At 61.3% G+C, this 21,986-nt stretch carries 25 protein-coding genes and 1 riboswitch; of the genes, 7 read left to right on the top strand and 18 right to left on the bottom strand.

The window, feature by feature from the left end; all coding sequences use genetic code 11:
* Positions 1–395: 395 nt before the first annotated feature.
* Positions 396–1,898 carry an AAA family ATPase gene (locus ACIOWL_RS04000; protein WP_400381922.1) on the top strand — a complete coding sequence of 501 codons (1,503 nt, stop codon included), beginning with the start codon at positions 396–398 and terminating at the stop codon, positions 1,896–1,898.
* 115 nt (positions 1,899–2,013) lie between these two features.
* On the opposite strand, the gene ACIOWL_RS03995 is transcribed toward ACIOWL_RS04000, so the two are convergent.
* Entirely contained in the window at positions 2,014–2,568 is a 555-nt protein-coding gene (locus tag ACIOWL_RS03995) for a hypothetical protein (RefSeq protein WP_400381920.1), read from the bottom strand.
* Between the two features lie 50 nt (positions 2,569–2,618).
* Positions 2,619–2,731: riboswitch (SAM riboswitch) on the bottom strand.
* Between the two features lie 102 nt (positions 2,732–2,833).
* On the bottom strand, positions 2,834–3,484 hold the full coding sequence (locus ACIOWL_RS03990) for a 4a-hydroxytetrahydrobiopterin dehydratase (RefSeq protein ID WP_400381918.1): 651 nt from the start codon (positions 3,482–3,484) through the stop codon (positions 2,834–2,836).
* 181 nt (positions 3,485–3,665) lie between these two features.
* Here ACIOWL_RS03990 and ACIOWL_RS03985 point away from each other — a divergent pair, with 181 nt between their 5' ends.
* Genes ACIOWL_RS03985 through ACIOWL_RS03975 form a run of 3 tightly spaced genes read left to right on the top strand, consistent with a single transcriptional unit; the run spans position 3,666 to position 4,957 of the window.
* Complete coding sequence (locus tag ACIOWL_RS03985) at positions 3,666–4,202, top strand: hypothetical protein (protein ID WP_400381916.1); 537 nt, start codon at positions 3,666–3,668, stop codon at positions 4,200–4,202.
* Complete coding sequence (locus tag ACIOWL_RS03980; RefSeq protein WP_400381914.1) at positions 4,202–4,657, top strand: DUF421 domain-containing protein; 456 nt, start codon at positions 4,202–4,204, stop codon at positions 4,655–4,657. Before ACIOWL_RS03985 ends, ACIOWL_RS03980 begins: the two co-directional genes overlap by 1 nt.
* Positions 4,658–4,666: 9 nt before the next feature.
* Entirely contained in the window at positions 4,667–4,957 is a 291-nt protein-coding gene (locus ACIOWL_RS03975) for a hypothetical protein (protein WP_400381912.1), read from the top strand.
* Between the two features lie 288 nt (positions 4,958–5,245).
* Here ACIOWL_RS03975 and ACIOWL_RS03970 read toward each other — a convergent pair whose 3' ends face one another.
* The 8 genes from ACIOWL_RS03970 to ACIOWL_RS03935 form a co-directional block, all read right to left on the bottom strand.
* Complete coding sequence (locus ACIOWL_RS03970; protein WP_400381910.1) at positions 5,246–5,569, bottom strand: hypothetical protein; 324 nt, start codon at positions 5,567–5,569, stop codon at positions 5,246–5,248.
* Complete coding sequence (locus tag ACIOWL_RS03965) at positions 5,550–6,176, bottom strand: cysteine hydrolase family protein (RefSeq protein WP_400381908.1); 627 nt, start codon at positions 6,174–6,176, stop codon at positions 5,550–5,552. Before ACIOWL_RS03965 ends, ACIOWL_RS03970 begins: the two co-directional genes overlap by 20 nt.
* Before the next feature lie 256 nt (positions 6,177–6,432).
* Positions 6,433–6,651: a hypothetical protein gene (locus tag ACIOWL_RS03960; RefSeq protein ID WP_400381907.1), complete on the bottom strand. Its 219-nt coding sequence runs from the start codon at positions 6,649–6,651 to the stop codon at positions 6,433–6,435.
* A gap of 271 nt (positions 6,652–6,922) precedes the next feature.
* Positions 6,923–7,168, bottom strand: coding sequence for a hypothetical protein (locus ACIOWL_RS03955; RefSeq protein ID WP_400381905.1), 246 nt, complete (start codon positions 7,166–7,168; stop codon positions 6,923–6,925).
* A gap of 28 nt (positions 7,169–7,196) precedes the next feature.
* Entirely contained in the window at positions 7,197–7,370 is a 174-nt protein-coding gene (locus tag ACIOWL_RS03950; RefSeq protein ID WP_400381904.1) for a hypothetical protein, read from the bottom strand.
* A gap of 18 nt (positions 7,371–7,388) precedes the next feature.
* The gene (locus ACIOWL_RS03945) at positions 7,389–7,655 is read right to left on the bottom strand and encodes a Rho termination factor N-terminal domain-containing protein (protein ID WP_400381902.1); all 267 of its coding nucleotides are present in this window, start codon (positions 7,653–7,655) and stop codon (positions 7,389–7,391) included.
* 187 nt (positions 7,656–7,842) lie between these two features.
* On the bottom strand, positions 7,843–8,943 hold the full coding sequence (locus ACIOWL_RS03940; RefSeq protein WP_400381900.1) for a hypothetical protein: 1,101 nt from the start codon (positions 8,941–8,943) through the stop codon (positions 7,843–7,845).
* A complete protein-coding gene (locus ACIOWL_RS03935) occupies positions 8,936–9,679 on the bottom strand; it encodes a Ku protein (protein ID WP_400382394.1) in 744 nt (247 codons plus the stop codon). The genes ACIOWL_RS03940 and ACIOWL_RS03935 overlap by 8 nt, the downstream gene beginning before the upstream one ends.
* Positions 9,680–10,012: 333 nt before the next feature.
* Between ACIOWL_RS03935 and ACIOWL_RS03930 the strand changes: the two genes are divergently transcribed.
* Entirely contained in the window at positions 10,013–12,508 is a 2,496-nt protein-coding gene (locus tag ACIOWL_RS03930; RefSeq protein ID WP_400381898.1) for an ATP-dependent DNA ligase, read from the top strand.
* 5 nt (positions 12,509–12,513) lie between these two features.
* Positions 12,514–12,771 carry a DUF4235 domain-containing protein gene (locus tag ACIOWL_RS03925; protein WP_400381897.1) on the top strand — a complete coding sequence of 86 codons (258 nt, stop codon included), beginning with the start codon at positions 12,514–12,516 and terminating at the stop codon, positions 12,769–12,771.
* A gap of 198 nt (positions 12,772–12,969) precedes the next feature.
* Here ACIOWL_RS03925 and ACIOWL_RS03920 read toward each other — a convergent pair whose 3' ends face one another.
* The 6 genes from ACIOWL_RS03920 to ACIOWL_RS03895 form a co-directional block, all read right to left on the bottom strand.
* Positions 12,970–13,734, bottom strand: coding sequence for a glycosyltransferase (locus ACIOWL_RS03920; RefSeq protein ID WP_400381895.1), 765 nt, complete (start codon positions 13,732–13,734; stop codon positions 12,970–12,972).
* Positions 13,727–15,100: a PIG-L family deacetylase gene (locus ACIOWL_RS03915; RefSeq protein ID WP_400381894.1), complete on the bottom strand. Its 1,374-nt coding sequence runs from the start codon at positions 15,098–15,100 to the stop codon at positions 13,727–13,729. The genes ACIOWL_RS03920 and ACIOWL_RS03915 overlap by 8 nt, the downstream gene beginning before the upstream one ends.
* Positions 15,094–16,149 carry an acyl-CoA dehydrogenase gene (locus tag ACIOWL_RS03910; protein WP_400381892.1) on the bottom strand — a complete coding sequence of 352 codons (1,056 nt, stop codon included), beginning with the start codon at positions 16,147–16,149 and terminating at the stop codon, positions 15,094–15,096. Before ACIOWL_RS03910 ends, ACIOWL_RS03915 begins: the two co-directional genes overlap by 7 nt.
* 265 nt (positions 16,150–16,414) lie before the next feature.
* Positions 16,415–16,579, bottom strand: a complete 165-nt coding sequence (locus ACIOWL_RS03905; protein WP_400381890.1) for a hypothetical protein — start codon at positions 16,577–16,579, stop codon at positions 16,415–16,417.
* 140 nt (positions 16,580–16,719) lie between these two features.
* Positions 16,720–17,196 carry a pyridoxamine 5'-phosphate oxidase family protein gene (locus ACIOWL_RS03900; protein ID WP_400381888.1) on the bottom strand — a complete coding sequence of 159 codons (477 nt, stop codon included), beginning with the start codon at positions 17,194–17,196 and terminating at the stop codon, positions 16,720–16,722.
* Between the two features lie 398 nt (positions 17,197–17,594).
* Positions 17,595–18,029, bottom strand: a complete 435-nt coding sequence (locus ACIOWL_RS03895; protein ID WP_400381887.1) for a hypothetical protein — start codon at positions 18,027–18,029, stop codon at positions 17,595–17,597.
* 498 nt (positions 18,030–18,527) lie between these two features.
* Between ACIOWL_RS03895 and ACIOWL_RS03890 the strand changes: the two genes are divergently transcribed.
* Positions 18,528–19,184: a cyclodeaminase/cyclohydrolase family protein gene (locus ACIOWL_RS03890; protein ID WP_400381885.1), complete on the top strand. Its 657-nt coding sequence runs from the start codon at positions 18,528–18,530 to the stop codon at positions 19,182–19,184.
* 149 nt (positions 19,185–19,333) lie between these two features.
* Here the strand turns inward: ACIOWL_RS03890 and ACIOWL_RS03885 are convergent, their stop codons facing one another.
* The gene (locus ACIOWL_RS03885; RefSeq protein ID WP_400381883.1) at positions 19,334–21,172 is read right to left on the bottom strand and encodes a thiamine pyrophosphate-requiring protein; all 1,839 of its coding nucleotides are present in this window, start codon (positions 21,170–21,172) and stop codon (positions 19,334–19,336) included.
* Between the two features lie 10 nt (positions 21,173–21,182).
* The gene (locus ACIOWL_RS03880) at positions 21,183–21,587 is read right to left on the bottom strand and encodes a hypothetical protein (RefSeq protein ID WP_400381881.1); all 405 of its coding nucleotides are present in this window, start codon (positions 21,585–21,587) and stop codon (positions 21,183–21,185) included.
* Positions 21,588–21,986: the final 399 nt, after the last annotated feature.

Here is a 21,986-nt window from a genome sequence, read left to right as displayed (position 1 = left end):
CTTTACTATCACTTAGCAGATAAGTGAAAGTAAGGCTGTTTAAGACAAAACGCTCTGGAGTCTTCGAAACCCTGCACTGACATCCGTTCCCTGCTGATCTCGCAACCTATCATCAACGCCAGCTATCTGAAGAACTCCCTAGGAGTCACGGATGCGGTCGCTCAACGGGCCATTGCGAAACTCAGCGAACGAGGAGTGCTGAAAGAGACATCGGGATTGCGCAGGAACCGCGTCTGGCAGCATCAAAACATTCTTCAAATCCTTGATGACTATGCGTCCACGATTCGCTGAGACTCGGTGCACTAGTTTCCCTGACCGCTTGCATCGCTGACGAATCCGTCAAAGAACCATAAATTACCTATCGACTAGGAGTCTTTCGCTGTTAGGCTCGGTTCATGGATGCAGACCTGCGTGCCTTTATGGCTTCTTTCAACAAACTGACCACTCTGGCTGGCGAGTACCACAACACACCCGCGGGAGAATTGTTGGCCCCAGTGCTGCAAACGCACCTGGGAGTCTCGCCGACTGCGCTGCCACTGGTCACCGAGGTGTTCGGCCCGCACCGACTGGCTGATGCGAACATCATCTTGGATCGCATTGCCGGTCTTGATCCGCACGCCCGCGTTGTTGGCATTTCCAGCCCGCAACGTCACCACAGCGATCTGGCCGACCTGCTCTCTCCGGAAAACGGCATGGCCTGTGTTGGCGAACCTTCCTATACATCCTTGGCTGTGGGTCCGGACAGCCAACAACGATTCCTCTCGCTGGGCATCCACCTGATTCACTATCAATCCGCTCCGTTAGCGGTACTGATCAGGAAGGCGAATCCGGAATACGGGAGATCCGAAGCCTCGGTGGAGATCCTCTGCCCCAATGAAAACACGACGGATGCGTTTCTCAAAGAATTTCGAAACGAGCTACGCACCTCAAGCATTTTCCGGGGACACGTCATCTCCTTCAAAAGCAGCGATTATCAGGATTCAAATGCCGGTGTCACCTTCCACCGCCGCGAACCTTTCACGGCGCAGCAACTGGTTCTACCCGATGGCCTGCGGGAGCGTATTGAAGAACAAGTCCTCGGTGTGGGAGAACACCGCGACATATTAACCGCCTTGGGCGCCCACCTGAAACGTGGTGTCTTGTTGTACGGTCCTCCGGGCACCGGCAAAACACATACCGTCAGGTATTTAGCCTCGGCCGCGGCCGAACACACGGTCATCCTGCTCAATGGCAATACGTTGCCTCTGGTCTCCCAAGCCTCGGCCATGGCCCGCGCACTTCAGCCCTCGATTGTGGTGCTGGAGGACTGCGATTTGATTGCCGAGGACCGCGGTTTCGGGCATGGCCCGCAGCCGTTGCTTTTTGAGGTTCTTGATGCCATGGACGGCCTGGAAGCAGATGCAGATGTCACCTTCCTGCTCACCACCAATCGGGTTGATTCACTGGAGCAGGCACTCGTGCAACGCCCCGGCCGCATTGACCTTGCGGTCGAGATTCCGCGGCCCGAACTTGCCGGTCGAATTGCCCTGTTGGAGCTGTATGCGGCCAAGCTGAATCCACGTGCAGATGTGGTTCAAGAGGTCGCTGAGCGAACCGAGGGAACAACCGCTTCGTTTACCAAGGAACTGGTACGCCGAGCAATCCTGAATGCCGCTGTCGCAGGAGACGTTCCAAGCGATCAACACCTGCTGGGGGCGGCAGAGGAACTTATGAGCGACGCGGCAACGCTCACCCGGAATTTCCTTGGAGGAACCAGTGATCCGGAATTTGATGATTCCGGCGATGAAGAGGGCGCCTCATACTTCGGTTGGGTTCAGGGGATTGATCGTTCGCACAATATACCTAGCGGGTTCGAGAATGACCCGGATGCCCAGCACAACGATCCTGAGCGTGGATGAACCTCTGGTTTAGCCGGTTCCAATGACCGGAAAAGGTTGGCTACCCGAAGCACCGCGCTGACCGTTCCGCGGGCCCTGCCCTGAGCGCAGGGCCCGCGGAACAATCCGGATTCAGCTACTGCCCGGGGTCACCGTAGATAAACTCTCGCACCGCAGCCGACGGTGTCCCGAAGAGCATGTACCGAGGGAAATCCGCCCATTCTTCAGGTTCCAGCTGCACCACATGATCCGGATACTGGCAATCAACAAAATCTTTCAGTGTCGGTGGGCCATCGCTGTGCATCAGCCGTTTGTAGTACTTTCCGGCTCTCGGGTTGGGAGCCAGAATGCCAAGCCGGTGCAGCCGATCTTCCAGCCGGCTGGAGTCTTCAGGTCCCTTGCTACACCGCCGCGCGGACTCGGTGGCCTCCAGCACTGAGCTGCTCACGGCCCAATACAGTTCAGGGGTGAACCCCACCGCGATCCAGCGGGCAATGTAACTTCTCATATGATCCGACAAGTCATTCAACCGGCCGCTGGCGAGTCTCCGGCTGCTGAGCACCTTATGCATCGCCCGTTGCTCAAAGTCATTTCCGCCGTAAAATGGGAATTCGAGCACGACGCCTTGCCACAGGCGTTCTAGGTTCGTACCCTCTGGATTTTCAATTGAGAATTCTTCGTCCTGATTCATGATGCGCTCCTGCTGAGGGAGCCAGCCAAGCGGCATTGACGCTGGGCAGACTCACCGACTTACCCAAACTTTTGTCTAGGTCAGTTCTTCCCCTGGGGCACCCCGCTCGATGAGGAGGGTTGCCGTGCGACTAGCCAGGTACTTCTCATCGCAACTCTTGAACCTGAGATCAAGCATAAGCCAATGGCACCGACAGTTTGGGTGCCACCGGCCTACAGGCAATCAGCGGAGACTACGTTTCCCTATTGTTCAGCCAGGCTCAGCGTTACCGGTCGGCTTCGGTGCAGATGCAGAAACGGTTGCCTTGCGCGTCGGTGATGACGGTAAACGACGGGGCTTCTTGCGCGTCAGCATGTGTTCGGACATCCTGAAGATTCTTCAGTACCGGACCGCTGGCAGAATTCGGGACCCAAACGTCAAGGTGCAACCGGTTCGCATTCGGTGTTGCGGTTTTCTGGAACCAGATGGCCGGGCCGCGTCCATTCGGATCGGCCAAGCTTCCATCCTGCAGTGTGGTGTATCCAAGCCCGGCCGCCCATTGCTGCGCGATCTCTTCCGGGTTGTCGGTATCGATGGCGATCTCCACGGCGCTAATCAGGTCAACACGTGGTTTAGCGCCAAGGGACGTGGCCCGCTCCGAGATCTTGCTGGCCAGTGCAATGTCCCGGGTGGTGAGCTGCCCGCCAGCGTCATGGGAGGTCGTCGTGACAAAAACCTTGTTGTAGCGCCAGTCCACATTGGGATGGTGGTTGTCCAGCTCTGCGGCGCCGGCGATATCGCTGAACAGCTCAATCGCGGCGGCGGAGGTCTTGGTTTCGAAAACTGCGGCAATGGCGCCGGGAATCTTCCGCCAATGCGGCATCTCCTGGAGGTATCCGTTGAGTTCGTCTTGGGCGATCACATCATTTGCAGACATACGATTCTCCTTTCTCGGCCAACTTTCCCACCCGCCACGATGAAGTTCAATGAAACTGAGCAGACTTCCAGAAACTGCGTGCGGGCCCGGCGTGCTGGAAAAGGGCTGTGAACATCCTGCCGGCTAAGACAACACCCTCGTTCACGGCTAGTCTCGACCAAAATGAGCGCGAGGAGTTTTGATGGTTAATATTCACAACGCCAAGGTCTCCGATTCCACGTTGGAAGACGTCATTAACGAGGACGCCCACCGCACTCGACGCCTGATTGGCCGAGCCATCATTATCTTTGTCGCAGCCATTGTCCTAGCCGCGGCGTTCGGGGCATTCGACATCGAATCCAGCGCAGAACGCTCCCAAGACGGACTGCATGTCCAGTTGCGCCATCCGGGCGTCGCCCGGGCCGGTAATGAAATCGAGCTGGAAATACTAGTCGAATCCGATACCCCGCTGACCGAGACCTTCACACTGCGCCTGACCGACGACTACCTGCTGTTCTTCGAGGACCTCGCGGTGTTCCCCGACCCAGAGTCGCAAAGTGCCGATGAGACCGGGGCGGTGGAATTCGAGGTGGCCGCCCAGCCGGACGCCACGCGCATGCTGGTGCGGGTCACGGGCAGGGCTTCGGACCGGTGGGATTTGCGCACCAGCGGAAACCTCCGGGTCGAGGTCGGAGCTTCAACCGTCGATGTCCCGTTTACCACTTGGAGGGTCCCCTAATGGAAATTGTCATTCGCGCCGCCGTAGCCTTCGTGATCCTGTGGCTGGTGACCCGCGCCGCGGGACGCTCCACCTTGGGTGAACTGAGCTCATTCGAGTTGATCTTGTTCGTCGTGCTCGGCGATCTGGTGCAGCAGGGCATCACCATGGAAGACCGTTCGCTGACCGGCAGCCTGTTGGCAGCACTCACCATGGTGCTTCTGGCGGTTGTCCTATCTTTCGCGAACATGCGCTGGCCGAAGGTAGGCAAGCTCACCTTGGGGCGCCCCATCGTGCTGGTGCGTGATGGAGTCATCGACCGGCGGGCACTGAGCGGGGAACGCATCGGCCTGGATGAGCTGAGCATGCTCGCACGCCAGGCGGGGATCGAAGAATACAGTTCGATCCGGCTGGCCATCTTGGAGTCCAATGGCAAGGTCTCCTTTTTCACCCACGAAGCAGGGGCAAAACCGTGAGGTTGGCAAATGAAAGCAAACTGGAGAAAGGGGATTTCCGGCCCGCTGCTGCACCCGTTCATCCTCGGCGACATTCTGGGCGCCGGAGTTTATGCACTGGTGGCCCTGGTGGCGGTGCTGGGGCGTGCATGGCTCCAACGCCGCACCCCGTGGGTTGCGATCCTCGGCACGACGCTGATCGCGATGTCGTTAACCCTGATCGGCGATTTGGCGACGCTGGCCAAGACCGTGGTGTGCTATAGCTTTTCGTGTTCACCAGCACCAATTTGGCAGTCTTGGTGCTGCGCCTGGACAAGATAGGACACAAACACTTCCGGGCTCCGGTCCTGATTCCATACCTCGCCGTGCGGCCTGCGTTGCGCTGCTCATCGTGCAGGACAAAAACATCTGGTTGCGGTCGCTGATCCTGCTGGCCTTCGGATGCATCGCGTATCCGGCTACCCGGTGGTTCACGAAGACACACGATCACCGCCTCGCCTGGCGGCGCCGGTCGCCACCGGGGTTTTCGCCGCGCAGGCAACAAAAATTGCCAAGGCCCTCGGCCATGCTGGCGCTTGCCGGACCTTGGCCTTTTTGCGTCGGCCGCGGCTAGGGTGCATCCGGGCTCTGCCGGTTGTCCGGGAGGTTGACCTGACGCTCGTCGTCGATCCCGGAATCCGCGGTTTCGTCTTCCTCGTCAATGCCGCGGTCCTCGTCGAGGGGCTCTGGCCGAAGGGCCTGGGGATCTAGTCCCAACGGATCGGCATCGTTCACGTGCAAGACGCGGTCCGGGCCGCGCAACGGATCCTCGGCGTCCAGGGTCTGCGGGGCGTCGGACGAACCCGCGGCAGGCTGGCTGTCCCGGCCGTCCATTGGTTCGTCCGCGTCGTTGTCGCCTCGCACGTCGTCGAATTCAGAATTGTTCAAGCTCATGGTTTGTTCCTTTCTCGGTGCCGGTCTTCGGGTCTGCGCCAAGCCGGGCAATCAGCTCCTGCGTGGTGTGAATCCGCTGGCGATAGTGCTCTTCGAGGAACTTCAAGGTCGCCTCCTCAAAGTGCGGGTCGGCGGAGGCCAAGGCATCCCTGGCAAGGAATACCGGCAGATTGGCGCTGAACGCGTCGGTGGCGGTAGCCGCAATGCACGTTTCAGACGACACCCCAGCCAAGATCACCGAGGAGACCCCCAACTGCGACAGCAGTCCCTGCAGCTGCGTGTTCCAGAACGCGCTATCGCGCCGTTTGACAAGTTCAATGCTCCCCTCCAGCTCCAGTTCGCCCAGGGTCCGGGCTTTCCAGGTGCCCTCGAAGAGGTAACCCTGGTTATCCTCGAGCATTTTCAAGGTCCAGGTGGATTTGTCATTTTTGTGCACGGTGCGCACCTCGATAATCGGCAAGCCGGCCCCGCGCGCCGCGGCGCAAAGCCGGTTGCACGCGGACACCAACCCGGCGCGCTGCCGTGCCAATTCCTCGACCTGGAAGAATCCCTCTTGCATATCAACAAGGAGCAGGGCCGGGTTGCGCAACGATCCGGTGAGATCCATGGGTCAGCTGTGTTCCGAGCAGTGCTGGCAGCAGTACGGGGCGTCTGCCGCGTAGACGGGATGACCCAAGATCATGCAATCGCAGTGCGAGCACCGCTCGGCGAGATCGTGGATGGCGCATTCAAAGCTGTCGTAGTGTCCGTGGCGGTCGTCGAATCCGAGCCTGAGAGGCCGTGCCGTCGGTGCTCCACAGGTATTGCAATTGTGCATTGTTCTGTTGTCCTCCGCTAGGTTCGGGCCAGGCCGTGGATTCCTGCTAGTCCTTGTCGTATTGGTCGTCGGAGGAGTTTTCCAGCTCCGGATCGCTGCCCTGGATGGGGTCCAGCTCCGGCTCTTTCGCCATTTCCTTCCCAAGCCCTAGGTCTTCCGGCGTTTCGCCGGCTGGCCAATTGTTCTCAACGACGTCCTTGTCCGGGTCCTTGATCCGCTCGGCGGCATGGCTGATGGCCTCTTTGGCCTTGTCCAGAAAACCCATGATGCTGCTCCCTTCACTTGCCGCCGCCGGTTGGCAACGGTCTTGGTTCTACCGATTATCGTTGCTGGCGGGAGCGAGTACAGGATTAATCAGATCCTGGCAGGTTCCCTCCGGCCGGGCCTTCGAGATCTCTTCGACTGCTGGCGGACACCCGGCGCCGGCGTGCTGGTCTCGGCAAATCCGGGCTCCCCGACAACTTCCAGGGCCGCGGAAACCGGCCGCCTCCCGCGGGGACGCGGACGGTTTTCGGGCCATGCCCGCGGGTGCAAGGTCAGCGCCCGTTGGCGTCTGTCCCGCCCTTGCGGTGGTCCAGGCTGCTGGGTCCCTTCACCACACGGTACAGGCCGTAAAGGAAAACCAAGCCGCCCCAACCGACGACGATCCACAGCGGACCGGGCGAACTGCCGGCCTCAGAAAGGAGGGCCAGGATCGCGAAACCCGCCGCAATCAACCCGCCAATGATCATCAGCCAGAGTCCTGGCCGTCTTTTGCGTGGTTCCACCTGCTCATAAGACATGTGTGCCTCCCTTGTGGCGCCTGTTTGCTCAACCTGCGTCGAATCGTTCGTCGTCCTGAGCCCCGCTGGCCTGGCTCGACGTGTCTTCCGAGATCCGACCGCGCCGGGCCACCTGCTCGTCCCCGGCAGGCTCCAGCGGCTTGCCCTCCCGGTCCGGTTGCGTGGTGCGTGCGGTTTCGTCGCAGTTGCGTTTCCCGCTCATCTGTTTCTCCTTTCGAGACTAGGAGTTGCGCAAGGCATCGATGAGTTCGGCCTTGCGCATCGTGGAACGGCCTTTGACGCCGACCGCACGGGCCTTGTCCCTCAGTTCGGCGACCGTCCAGTCTTCATAGCTGCCGGCTTTTCCGCCGCGCTTGCCCACGGCGGCGCGGCCATCGCGCGCCGCCGCGTTGGCAATACGCGCCGACTTCTGTTTGGAGTTGCCTTCTTCGCGCAGCTCTTCGTACAGTTCCTCGTCCTTGATGCGGCCACTGGGTTTTTTGGCCATGAACATCCTCCGTTTCTGGCGTGGAACCCTCGGTGCGTTCCGGATAGCCTCCGGCTGTTACGCCCACGCTAGCGATGATCGGCGGGCACGGAAAGGATCGGTACAAGGCTTTGCGGGAAAACCCAGACTTCGGGCCTGGCACCGGGCGGCGCACACCGGATGGCGAGCTTGGGTGTTTGCCGGCGGCCTAGAGATCATCCTCGTTATCCAGGCTCAGGTTGCGCCGTTCGTATTCGCGTTGGCTGAAGGTCGCGCGCTGCACCGAATGCACATCGTCGAAACTGGAGCCGATGGCGCCGCCCAGGGTACCCAGCGAGGCAGCGAGCCACGCCAGATTCAGGTAGGCAGCCAACGACACCTCGTGGCCCAGCTGGGTGCCGAGGAATTCCTGGTCGATCACCACCACGGCCGCCACCAGCAGGGCCAGAAACAACAATACATACATGGCAGCCGCGGCCAATCCGACTGTCAGAACCGTGGCCACGTTGTAGATGAGCATACGCTCCTTGCGCCGATGCCCGCGGGGTTTCTCCCACAGCCGGTTGTGGAAAAGCAGCCAGAGCGAGAGCAAAACGATGCTGGCCAGCGTGATGAACGCGAGCCTGGCGCTGCTCAGGTAGTCAGCCATCGACCAGATGCTGGTGTAGAACACTCCGAAGGCACCGGTGGCGGCCGCACCGGCCATCGCGGAGGACAATTGCGGAACGAGGCGCCAGGGACGGTTGATACGGATCATCCCCAGCGTGAGCACCACCCGACCGCGGAATCCTTCAATGCTCTCGATGCGCGAGGTACCGTCCTCATCCGCGCGCAGGCTTCCGCGCACACTCAGCGCCTTTCCCAAGGATGATGGCGGTGCATCCGGCATGTTACCCGTGGCCAGCTCGCCAAGGACCTCGTCCAGCGCCCGGGCGACGGTCCGCGCGCTTACCAGACCGAGGCTGGGCAGGCTCAAGGTTGCCGAACCCTGTGCCGGGTTGAGCGTCGAGCGGACCGGACGTCCATGTTCGTAGTGCGGAGCATCGGTGAGATAGATGATGTAGTCCCACGTGTATTTCTGCCGAAGCCGCCCGATATTGTCGTCCAGGATCACGCTGCCCGACTCGTTCAGCGGCAAGCTCAGCGGATCGATCATGATCTGCCAATTGAAATCCCGCTCCCCGTCGCTGTTGAGTTTCTCCTCGAGCCTCCGGTGCACCTTATCGGCAAGCCCCTGGGCGATTCCCGGGTCGGCGATCAGACCGACCACCTTGGAGGGCCGGTTGTGTCCGTCCCCGCGCTCAGCCATGTGCTGTCCCCCTTGACCTCTGTGTCGTTGTGCCTTTCTGCCTCACGGTAGGCAGTCGGGTGCACCCGTCCAACCGGCGTCCAGCTTGCTTGCAGGTTCCCGGCTCGATCACCCCTGGAACTCCCTGCCATCCGTGGCTCCGAGGTTCCCGGCACATGCCACTGCATCTCCTCTTGAAGACTGGACGAGTGTGTGGCAGGTTCGGGTTCGCAAGCACCGGCGCCCGGCGAGGAACGAAAAACAGCGGGCTCAGGCAGGACCCGGTTCGAGAACACACCGCGCAGGTTGATACCGGCTGGGCACGTCCAGGCACGCCGGTGATGTCCTGAAATACCAAACCATGGGCATTGTGGAGCAGGTTGGCTCCGCGGTCACCTCGGTCAGGCCCGGAGGCCGGGCAGCCATCCCGCAATTCATTGGCCCGCCTGAACGCCTGAAGCACAATGGCATTGGAGCGCACACGCAATACGGCCAGCCGGGTCTTGCACCGCCATGCGAACCGCACCACCGCCAGTGCGTCGGTCTCCCACAGGGTGCGGCGCAGCAACTCATAGGCTTTAGGGGATGCCGATTCCGGTTTCAGGCAGTAGCTCTTTTCAGGCAGCAGCGAGTCCAGCTGGTAGGCCGGAATGGACTGGAGAACTTCAATCTCCCTGCCCTTCTGCGCAGGGAGCGCTTCCAGCTCCTCGGCGCTGAGCGCCATGGTTCGCTGCCCGGCCGCGTAGGTCTTGTCGATGTCCTTGTACTAGACCTTCTTCCCGCGGCTCTCGCACCGCCGTTCATGCCTGATGCGCACGCAGTCCGCCATACGCACCTGGTGCAGGTCGACGGCGTGATCCGGGCTGACCCCAAAGTCCTTGGCCGGCACGTTCACCGCTCCGAAAGCAGTTGATCCGGCGCACAGCTCTCATGAGCCCAATGAAGCGCCCTTGCAACGGCAAAGACGGCGGCGGCATCTGCCAGCCGGTTTCAAGCTCAGCCCCTGCCAAACGCAAAGCTCCCTAGGAAAAGTGGATTCGCCAGCCGGGGAGAGGCAGAGTGATGGTCAACGCCAACGGAAGGGGTGGAGATGACGCGCAGGGAACAGGAACACACAGTTACCGTCGATGGCCACACTCTGAAGCTCAGCAACTTGGATAAGGTGCTGTACCCGGAAACGGGAACAACCAAAGCAGAAGTCATCGACTATTTGCAGCGTGTAGCGCCGGCCTTGCTGCCGCATGCGGCGTGGCGCCCAGCGACCAGAAAGCGCTGGGTCGACGGCGTCGGGGCAGCGGATCACCCCGGCAAGGTATTTTTCCGCAAGGATCTGGAAGATTCCGCCCCCAGCTGGATACCCCGAGCTGAGCTGGAACATCAAACCCATACCAATACCTATCCCCTGGCCAACGAGGCGGCAGTACTGGCATGGTTCGGCCAGGTCGACGCCTTGGAGCTGCATGTCCCCCAATGGCGTTTCGACGCAGCCTTGAAACCGCAGAATCCCGACCGGATGGTGCTGGACCTTGATCCCGGACCGGGTGCCGGGTTAGCCCAGTGCGCTGAAGTTGCCCTGCTCTGCCGCGGCATTCTCGACGGCATGGATCTCCGCTCCTATCCGGTCACTTCCGGGGCCAAAGGAATCCATCTCTATGCGGCGCTGGATGGCACTGCGACCTCCGGCCAGGTCAACGAGGTCGCCAAGCAATTGGCTGCGTCGTTGGAAGCCAAATATCCCAAGCTCGTTGTCGCACACATGAAAAAGTCGTTGCGCGAGAACAGGGTTCTTGTGGATTGGAGCCAGAACAACGCCGCAAAAACCACGGTCTGCCCCTATTCGCTGCGCGGCCGCTCCCACCCGACGGTTGCCGCCCCGCGCACATGGGAAGAAATCGAATCTTCCAAGCTGGAGCAGCTGGACTTCCATCAGGTGCTCGAGAGGCTGTCCAACGGCATCGACCCGCTCGCGGACCTTGCCCAGACTGCTCAGCAGGAGCACGACCGGCTCTCGATCTACCGCTCCAAACGCGACGCGCAGCTAACGCCGGAGCCTGTCCCGCAGCCGCAACCGGCAACCGATCCGCTACCCGCGACCAATCCCGCCGCGGAAAATCCGGTGTCCTTTGTAATCCAGGAACACCATGCCAGCCGGCTGCACTGGGATTTCAGGCTGGAACATGACGGGGTCCTGGTGTCGTGGGCTGTCCCCAAGGGGCCGCCCCTGCAAAGGGGAATACAGCGCCTGGCCGTCATGACCGAAGACCACCCGCTGGACTACGGGACTTTCGACGGAACCATCCCCAAGGGCCAGTACGGGGCTGGCGAAGTGGCCATCTGGGACTCCGGCCAGTGCGTCATTGAAAAATGGCGGGAGGACCAAGAAATTATTGTGGCGCTTTCCGGTCGGGAAGACGGAGGACTCGGCGGTAAGCCCCGGCGTTATGCGCTGATCCACGCCCGGGGCATGGGGGATGATAAGAACTGGCTCCTGCAGCTGACCAAGGAGCAGCCTTCCAGCGGTCCAACCTCGCCGGAAGCCAGCCCTGAGGCGGAGTTGTTCAGCGAAGTTCCCAAGCCCATGCTCGCCAGTTGGGGAACCCCGGAAGAAATTATCGAAGGCGATGACTGGTGCTTCGAAATGAAGTGGGACGGCTACCGAGCCATTGCCACGGTTCACAGCGGCGTCGTGAAACTGCTCAGCCGCAATGGCAACGACATGACAGCGGACTTTCCGGAGTTGCAAGAACTATCGGCGCTGGCGCCGGAAGGGTCTATCTTGGACGGTGAAATCGTCGCCCTCGATCCGGCGGCCCGGCCAAGCTTTTCGCTGCTCCAACAGCGGGTTTCGCATCGGCGCAACAACCGGCTTCGGCAGGCGCAGGCCATCAGGCTCAACTTCATGCTCTTCGATGCACTGCAGCTGCCCCGCAGCAAAGGCGGAAAGGTGCAGAACCTGATACACGAGCCGTACGTCGATCGCCGGAAATACTTGGAACACGCAATCGCTGAAGGTCATTACGTCAAGGTGCCCCAGGCGCATACCGGCCCCACCTTGGCCGCAGCGCTTAAAACCAGTCTAGAGCTGGGGTTGGAAGGGGTGCTCGCCAAGGAATGCACCGGGGATTATGAACCGGGCCGGCGCAGCGGCAGCTGGGTGAAAATCAAGCACCTGCTGGACCAGGAGGCCGTGGTCATCGGATGGACCAAAGGCCAGGGTACCCGCGCCGCTAGCGTCGGTTCACTTCTACTGGCACTGCCCGCCGGCGACGGTTTGGAGTTCATCGGGCGGGTCGGCACGGGGTTTTCGGATCTGCAGCTGAGGCAAATCCGGGAGCGGCTGGAGAAGGCCGCGCGCAAGACCCCTCCGGTCAGGCACATCCCGGCGCAGTTCCAGCGCGGTGCCCGCTGGGTGACCCCGAAATACGTGGCGGAGGTGCGATACAGCGAACTGACAAAGGACGGGAGGCTGCGGCATCCGGTCTGGCGTGGTTGGCGTGATGACAAGGACCCGGCCGAGGTGCGCTGGGAAGGCCCAAGCGCACCGGCCAAAGAGCAGTCCCAAACAAGGCACGGCAACGAAAGGTGAGAATCATGAAAATCCTGGTCAAAATCTTCGGTACGGTAGTTTCCCTGGCCGCCGGTTGGCTCGGAACCAAGCTGGTGAGCACCATTTGGAAACAGGCCACCGGCGATCTGCCGCCTACACCGGCCAATCCCGAGCAGCAGCAACAAGAAAACCTGGGAAAGGTGCTCACCTTTGCCGTGATCTCCGGCGCCGGCGCCGCGGTCATCCAGGCTGTCACCAAACGCTGGACGCGGGGACTGGAAACCAAGGTCCGCGCGCACTAGTCCTCGATACGGCTGGTGGCGTACCAGGACCGAAAACGCCACCAGCCCCAAACCAGCGACGCGCCTTCAGCCAAGGATTCAAGCTCGGTTGTTTCCCGACTCCTCGCGGCAGTTCCGGCGGCCGGGTAATGCCCAGGCGCGCCCGCCCGTTCGGGAATGTGTTGCCTGGTTCTCAGCCGCTGGATTCCCGGGGCTAACTCAGATGGTTCTGATAGCCCCCGGCGAACTGGGCGCGGCGGGATGGTCTTCGTCGGCAAGCGCAGAAAGATAATCTGCAAAACCGGAGTTCACTCGGCCCTGCAACCGTCCTGAGGTGATTGCGTGCAATCGGTCGGTAGCATCTACCCGGTACCCCGAACGCCTGATCCGTGACACGAGCTCAACATCCTCATGGGTTGCCAAGGGCCTGAAACCGCCGATCCGAAAGTAGGTCTCAGCGCTGATCCCGAGGTTCGCGCCGTGAATATGCCGGTGGCGAGGCGCCAGCGTGTAGCGTTTTCTCCAGCGCCGATAAAGCCGCGTCGGCAGCTCGGACCTGTCGGGTTCAACCGTGCCGGTTACCGCATCCGCGCCGTTTTGGTAGGCGGAGACAAATTCTCCCAGCCACTGCCCCGGAACCTTCGTGTCGGCATCGGTGCAGGCAATCCAGTATCCGGCCCCGCGGCGCGCGGCCGGCAGCCTCTTGATCCCCTGGGACACACCGAACGCGCGGCTTTCGCCAACATTGCTGAAGTACACGTTGAGCACTGAATAGCCCGGGTGCGTGTTCGCGAAGTTGTTGGCATGCCGGGCGGTTGCGTCGTTGCAGGAATCTAAGACCACCACGATGCGCACCGCGATCCCGGCGTGGGTCGACTTGAGCATCTTTCTGGAGCGTTCGACGGCGTTCAGGCAATCGAGGATGCTTCCTTGCTCGTTGTGGGCCGGGATCACCACAAGTATTCCCCTGAGTTTCCTATTCATGCAGCGCTCCGGGCTTGCGCAGGATTTCAAGCAGGAAGTCCCGTTCTTGGTGAATTACCAGACGGTCCCAACGCCGTCGGTGAGCGATCCGGTGCACTGCTTGCCCGTTCAACGGCCATCCTTCGATGGGATGAAGCCAATGGCATAACAGCAGTTCTCCGCCCGGCGCCAAGGCGGACGCGCACAGCCCCAGCATCTCTTCCAGCTCGTCGGCGGCAAAGAAGTAGCCGATCTCGCTGATGACGACCAGGTCCATGGTGCCGGGATCGACCTGCGGCCATTCGCCGGGCAGCAGGCGCTGTTCCAGCTGCACATGCTCGAATCGTGCGGTTTCCCGCTGCGCCTGCTCCAACGCGGTCCGGCTTGAGTCAATCGCCCTGAGGGAAGAACAGCGTTCAGCCAAGGCCGAGGTTTGAATTCCAATGGAGCACCCCAGCTCCAGTACCGTGCCGTAGTGTTCCCGGATGAGGGAACTGAGCAATATTCCGCGTTTTCGCGCCTCGTAGCCGCTGTCCCTGTAGTTCCACGGATCAGGTTTGTCCCGGTAGAGATCCTCGAAAACCGCGGCGCTCATGGCGGTATCTTTCTCACCCGGGCGGCTAAGCCGGAAAATTTCGCCGGGCTGCAAGAAGTGCTCCATGATCTCAGGGCCGAGTAATGCTTCATCCCCGGGCTGATCGGACAGGGGCTGTATTTGCGATCGGTGCGCGGATAACGCCTCTCGTTTGGCGTCGAAGGCCGCCGCGTCCAATTCGAGCCTGTTCCAATGCCGCCACCGGCCATCCGTGAGCGGCGAAGCCCAATGCCAGTACCAGATGGGGAACTCCAGATGGAAGAGCAGGAGTTGCTGTGCGACGTCCGCGGCAATGAGGCCGAGAACTTCGTGGTCCGCATGCGCATCGGCGCGGTAGGTGCTGGCCAGCACGCACCGCGAACCGCGCGCACGTTCGAGCAGGGCTACGCGCAGTTCCGCTCGATGCTCAGCCAGCCGGCCGTCGGGCAGTCCCAGCCGGGTCACCGTGATCCCGGTGCTGCTTTCACGGTGGCGCTGAAGCCGTTGCACGGCTTGGGCAACTTCGCTTGCGCGCACTTCGGCCAGTTGCTCGGCGGAGCATGTCCTCGAGTTCGGATGGGAGGATTCCCCGTCGGTGCACAGGACGATCTCCACCGCGATGTTGCGGCGCAGTGCTTCGTGCACCAATCCGCCGGCGCCAAGCGTTTCGTCGTCGGGGTGGGCCGCCAGAACCACCAGCCGGTGCGCGGATTCGAACACCCGGTCTAACGGCAGGGGTTCTAATGCCTCGATTCCGCAGTCACGCCAGGTTTGGGCAGTAGTCCCCTGCTGGAGATGGCTGAAAGTCACCATGGTTCATGCTCCTTGTCGAGATTCTCCAGAATCATGCGGCCCAGCGTCGCGTCATCGCGTGCCGCATGGTGCTGGCGGATGTAGATGGACAGGTCCGCAACCCGCCGGGCGTGGTTTTCATCCAAGGCGAGTGGTCCCGGTCCGGTGGCATGAGCGCTGATCCGCAGCATCCGTTCACATATCCGGGAGATTTCTCCCCTGATTTGAGTGGCTTGGCGTGGCCCAAGCAGCTGTCGATCCGCAAGTTCCGCGGCCTGCTCAAGCATGGACGCGCCAGAGGCGAGCAACCGGTCGGCCTCTCCCAGCCAAGCAAGAGCCAATTGATCCGGTTCGCGTGTTCGCGCCGCGCCCAGCAAGTGCCGAAACAGCCCGACAGCTCCCCCGAACCAGCAGGCCGCTACGCCAACTCCCCCAACCGCGAATCCAGGCCGTCGCAAATACCAGCCTGCGTCCCCCACCGGTTGCGCAGGGGTTTCTTCGCAGCGAAGCGCGCCGCTGGGAACTTCTTGCAAGCCCCTGCTTGCCCAGCGGCTGTCCACGACCTCAGTTTCCGAGCCGCCAAGCGCGATCATGAATAATCGCCGCCCCTGCGAAGTGCGTGCGCTGATCAAGGCATGAGTCAGTTGATCGGCCAGGGAACACCATGGTTTGCTCCCCGTCAAGGTCCACTGGCCTGAGACTTCACTGGCTTCAAGCCGGTGGCCGGCTCCCTCGGCGGCGAAAACGCCCCACGTGGCTGTTGGGGGTCTGGGGATGGATGCCTGTTGCAAAATCGCGACGGCGTCGAAGTGCGGTTCCAGCGTGCGCGCGGCGACGAGGTCAAGCGCGGCGACCGAGGCGAAAAACTCCCATAGCTGCCGGGTCGATCCATTGCCCGGGACCGGCAGCGCTCCGTTCAGGTGCTTTAGCACGTGAAGGACGGGCGCGGCAGAGCCTTGGCATTCGGCGGCTGCTTGCAGAAGCTGCTTCCCCGCTTCCCGCCACTGGGTGTCTTTTTCTGCGCTGGCGGCAAACCCGCCGTTCGAGAATACAACTCGCGCCGGTTCCACGATTACTCCTCTCCGCCGTTGTCGCTCAGTGTAGGTCAGGGGCGTGGTGCCTGTGGTCAACCTGACAATTTCCGCAGAACAAACCTCCGGAAGCCGGTTTTTGAAATCCTTGCCGCAGTCTTGCGCCGACCTATCGGATCAAGGAAGTGCATTGCGGGCTTCTTCGTTGAGATATCGGCCCAATCGTTGGCCCGGCTTCGGCAGGGTTAGGCAGGCGGGTAATCAATCTTTCTGCTCTCACCGGCCTTACTGGAAGCGTCGGGAATCAGTTGTCGATGCGCCGGTCACCGCAAAGCTGCTGAGGCAGCGTGAGGTAGCGCGCCTCAGGCTTCGTGCCCTTGCTGGGCCTCAGCGCGTCGCCGGGGCGAGCGCTCAAGGTCTTCACCTGCGTGTTCGGCAGTGCGTTGACCTGAACCGCGGAAAAGTCCATGCCCGGCCGGTTGCGTCTTGGTCCTGAACGCCTGCAGGCGGACACCGGTGAATGTGAAGATTCGTTCGCTGCTTGCAGTGGGTGGACGGGGCCGTGTTTTATTCACGGCCCCGAGTCCAAGCAGAGGAGGACACAAAAAACTAGAAGTCAACCACCCCTGAATCACCGGGGCGAGCTTGCTCTCCTGTCAGTTTTTGTTTCACCCAGCTGGCGACTAAGCTGACAGGCCCTCCCGGATTCTCCCAGTACTCGGCAGATTCCGAACTCACCTGCAGCAACACGATGCCAGGCGATGTCGCCCCGCCTTGGGCGAATACTTCCACCGAGGGGTTCCACAGTTCTTCTTTCTTGCCGGCATCCCGCACCACTTGCGCTGTTCCACGCACCGAAACCCAACTCGTGGTGCTGGAGAAGGAGATATTGATATTCTCATCCTTTGCGATTTCCTGGGCGATCCCAGACTCGGCCGCAATGAAGAACCAGAGATCTCCGTCGTCGGTGACCCGCACCGCCGTCAACGGCCGGCTGAGCAGGTCCTGCCCTGACCGGGTGGTCAGCATTCCTACCTTGATGTGTTCGATGGTCTTGACGACTTTCGCTACGTCGCTGGTGCTCATGTTTCCCTCCAAAAGTAGTGGTGGTTCCTGTTTTGGTTGTTTCATCGGGTCGGACATCGGTGGCAAGCCGGGATTTGGTTGCCCTGCGCCGGCGCCAAGAGCTCTTGGGAGGATCTTCGTCACCGAGTTGCCGCTTCCGGCTGCGCAGGTACAAGGCCGACTACAAGGCCGACCCCGCGTGAAGCCGCTCCCCTGCAAGAATTCGTGATGAACCCGCCGGAGCCACGGCCTGCCGCCATTTCTTCAAGACCGCTAATTCGACGCCCTGCTCAACGCCTGAGCTGGCCGCTCGGATTGTTTCCGACGGCAAATTTCCTGGCGGCTTGGCAACTGCGCGACCGATTACTGGCCTTGGCTCGGCTGCCAAGCGCTGGGAAACTTACCGCGCGGAATTTTTGTCACTTGCCGAAAGGTTGAGCGTAGCTCTTTGTTTCGGAAGACCAGCGGAAAACGGGGACCGGGTGCGTGACTGTGCTGAATTCCCAGTACTTTGATCGAATAGTCACCAGACCGTGCAGCTCAGCACGCTGGAAGAGAACCGAAATCGTTGTCGAGTCCAATTCGCACCCCACAGTTTGCAGGGCCGAGTTGGGCATGGCGACGTAAAGGAATTTCAGCTCATCCGTTTGGGGATCAAGCATGGTGACCAAAACCGGGCGCCCATGCATGCTCACCAGTCCCATCACGTCATTAACGGATTCCGTCGGGGCCGTCATCACGATTGGCATGCCTTGCACCCATCCGAACGCGGACAGGTGCTTGCGGCCCTCGCGAGACACGAGAAGCTCCGAGACTCGTTCGGCTGTTTTCGTCCTGACTATACGTCCTGGCATCTGGGTTACCTCCACCTTGTTCATGACCGACCGGGGGATCCCGATCTTCTTGGAACATCATTCAGTTTCGGCATGAGGCTTTTAGCGCCACCAGACCTAGTGTATTTACGTCACATAAAGAGTTCTAGCTTAATCGGACCCGGTTGTCTCGGAACATGTAGAAAAGTTCAGTTTAGCAAGATGCAAACTCAGTAAATTCCTTGTCAGATTCATCTTTATAGAGAATTTTGTTTAACTTGGATGGTTAAAAATGGCCTAGTCAATTAATTGAATATGGTTTCATTTCGATAGGTCGCGCCTCAGGCCTCAACAGTTCTACCCATGTCAAGGGATCACGGGATACTCCGAGATCTTGTGCAGGCCTGGTCACGTTATTTTCGCCGAACGCGCTATCCCCTCGCGGATCGTCTGCACCCGATGCTCCGACGGGCGCGGGGGCGAATGCCAGCGACCGCTCAGGGTGCCGCGGGTGCGGTGGTTTACGCGCATACTGATGGCATGAATGAACCAGAGCCCGTATCCACGGAACAGCTGACCGTCGCGCAGTGGGTGGCGAAACTGTCACAGGCCACGGGTTTACCCGGAGGGGGCGCGGGGAGCGCAGTGATGCTTTCCGTGGCTGCAGGACTGATCTGCATGGTGGCGGGCTACAGCGAAGACGCCGATGCCAGCGGTGAAGCGATGCGCATCAAACGCCGCGGGCAAATTCTGCGCACCGAGTCCCTTCGGCTGGCAGATGAGGATGCGTCCTGCTCCGAATCATTCGGCCAAGCATTCCACACCCCGAGCGGTCCTGCTCGCTCGATGAGGATTTGTGCCGCGGCGCTCAACGCCGCCCGGTCCTCTGCCGACATAGGCCGGCATGCCGCTGCGGGGCTCAACGACCTCCACTGGTTAAGCGAGCATGGAAATCCGGCCCTGATCGCTGACCTTGCCGTCTTGCTGGGAGCTCTACGGGCATCGATATCCGGATCTCGCGCCAATATCTACTTCGACCTGTCAACCATGCAGGCACACCGGGATTCCGAGCGGCCCGCCGAGGAACCAGCGGACTTGTACGGCACCATCGAGCGGTTGGACCGCGCCCTGGTACGGATTGACCAGTTATCAGCACAGCTGGACACCCGGATCAGGAACCTGCTGCCAGATAGTTGACCATCATGGCGGAGATCCACATGCTTATCAGGCGCAAACCACGGATCGGCTATGGGTTTTGGGCACGGACCGAGGGATTTGGAATCTCCCGCGCCGGCCTGTTGCCTGCCACTGAGCTCCCAGCGGGATTCGGCAATCGGGCGGCGCACTCAGTCGGCGCGCATTCCCGACTCCATGTCCGCATAGGCCTCCAGCAATTCCAGCGCCCGCGTGTTGCCTTCCTGTTTCAGGCCTGCACGCATTTTCTCCAACACGGTCTCATCCGCCAGCGGCAGCAACAACGGGACATCCGGATCCGTATGGATCTCCAGAACTACCGGCCGGTCAGCCCCCAGCGCGCGGGCCCAGGCCCCAGCCAACTCGGATCGGTCCTTCACGATCCGGCCCTCCAACCCGAGCATTCGGGCATAGTCGGCAAAGGGGAAGCGTGGAAGCCTCTGGCTGGCGGCAAAACGCGGGTCACCTTCAGTTTCTCGCTGCTCCCAGCTGACCTCGGCTAGGTCCTGGTTCGCGAAAACGCAGACCACCAGGCGCGGATCGTCCCAGTCGCGCCACCGATCCGCAATTGTAATCAGCTCAGCGTTGCCGGCCATCTGCATCCCGCCGTCCCCGCTGAGCACCACTACCGGGCTGAGCGGATCCAGTAGTTTTGCGGCCAAGCCATAGGGCACCCCGCATCCCATGCTGGCCAAGGTGCTGCACAGGTGTGCCGGTACACCCGGCGGCAAACACAGTTGCCGCGCGTACCAATACACACAACTACCCACGTCCAAGGCCACGCGTGCATGCCGCGGCAGTTGCCGGGACAGCTCGGCGACCACGGCCTCCGGATTCACGGACCTAGTTTCCAGCCGTGCTCGTTGATCACGCACCACATGCCACTGGCTGACGTGGAGGCGGACTTGTTTGCTCCATTCGGCTCGGTCCCCAGCCGGCCGGGTCACGCGTTCGGCCACGGCGGCCAAGCTAATCGAGGCTTCACCGACCAGGGGCACCTCAATCGGATAACGGTTGCCCACCCGGGCCGCGGAAATGTCAATCTGCACGGCCCGCGCTTGGCCCGGTGCCGGATAGAACTCGGTCCAGGGATCGTTTGATCCTACGATCAGCAACGCATCGCACTCGCGCAACACCGCCGCACTGGCCGTGGTGCCCAGGTGTCCCATGACCCCGGCGACGTAGGGCAGCCTCTCATCCACGTACGGTTTGCCCAGCAGGCTGGTGACAACCGCCGCGTCGAGCAGTTCGGCGAGCGCCCGGACCTCTGCCGTGGCCTGCCTTGCGCCCTGTCCCACCAGCATGACCACCCGTTGCGACGCATCCAGCAGCTCGGCCGCCTGCTGAAGCATCGCTTCAGCAGGCACCGTCACCGGTGCCTGCCATTCGCTTGAGGTGGGGATCTGGGCATGTTTCTGCTCAGGCACTTGTTCCGGCTCCTGTTGCAGGTCGTGCGGAACGATGATGACAGCCGGCGCCGAATAGGCCAAGGCGCTGCGCACCGCACGGTCCAGTACCGGCACCAGTTGCTCGGCCGTGGCGACTTCCTCGCGGTAACAGGTTACGTCGGCGAACAGCGCCTCGAGATCCACTTCCTGCTGGTAGTCGCTGCCCAAGGCCGGACGATTCTGCTGACCTACAATTGCCAGCACCGGCACGGAATCCAGCTTGGCGTCATACAGCGCGTTGAGCACATGGATGGCACCGGGCCCCTGCGTGGCAACCACCACGCCTAGGTCCACCCCGTGGTGCGGCTGGCCCCCGAGTGCGTCGTCTGCCTGGTCCAAGGCAAGCTGTCCCAGAGCGTATTTGCTCTGCGCCACCGCCATAAAACCCGCAGATTCCTCATGACGAGCTTGCACAAAAGGCATCCCGGCCCGGCGCACCGCCCCGAGGAAGGTGTTGATTCCATCCCCGCTGTAGCCAAAGAGGCGGCTCACACCCCATTGCTGCAATCGGCTCACCATGGTGTCCGCCACCAGCGTGGTCATAGTCGCGCTCCTACCTGTGCTCGGGCTTCGGGGGCCCGGCCGCCACGGTGGGCTGAGGCTGCATTTTTTCGCCAGCCAAGTCGTCCAGCTCGGTGTCTTCCTGTGCGGGTTCCCCGTCCCGGGGTTCGGGCAGCATCGTCTCGGGGTTCAGCTGAAACGGTTTGTCCGCGACCTGGCTCCGAGGTCCATTGTCGAATTCGGAATGATCCTGCTTCATGGCCGCCTCCAGGTCGGGGCCGATTCTCCGGGAGGGGTCGGTCTGCGCAGGTGCTTTGGCCGGCGCTTGGGCGTCAGGCAGTTGTCCCTCATCTGTGCCGGCCGGTGGTCGGGCCTGATGTGCTGGGTCCTTGCCGGTGTTCTTGGCCCGGTCCGCAGCGTGGTTGGCCTCATCTTTCGCCTTCTGAAAAATTCCCATGACGTTCTTCCTTGCCCATTGCCTTCAAGGTGGTGGTTACTGCTTTCAGCAATACCAGCGACATGTTCCGGGGTACACGGTTAATCGGCTTTTGACAGGCTCCCCGGCGCCAGCCTTGGAGGCGCTGGTACCGGGTGGATCGCCGTTCCGACGAACAGGTCAGTAGGGAAAAGAACCAGCCGACGGTCCCGGGAGAAAAGCAGTTTCTGCGCTGGCTTCCAGCTTCGAAGATGGCGCCGGGCCCGTGGCAGCGTCAGCGGTTCCCCACCATTCAGTTCCAGGCTGTTCACGGCCGCCAAGAGGCCAGCTCCTTACTCGCGCTGCCCCGCCCAAAGCGGTGGCTAGGATTCAAAGCAATCCACCAGCGGCAGGGCTGATGGCCTGCGGCGCCTGGTTGTT

The sequence above is a fragment of the Glutamicibacter sp. NPDC087344 genome (genome assembly GCF_044744225.1).
GTDB lineage: Bacteria > Actinomycetota > Actinomycetes > Actinomycetales > Micrococcaceae > Glutamicibacter.
This window is presented reverse-complemented; position numbering and strand designations above follow the sequence as displayed.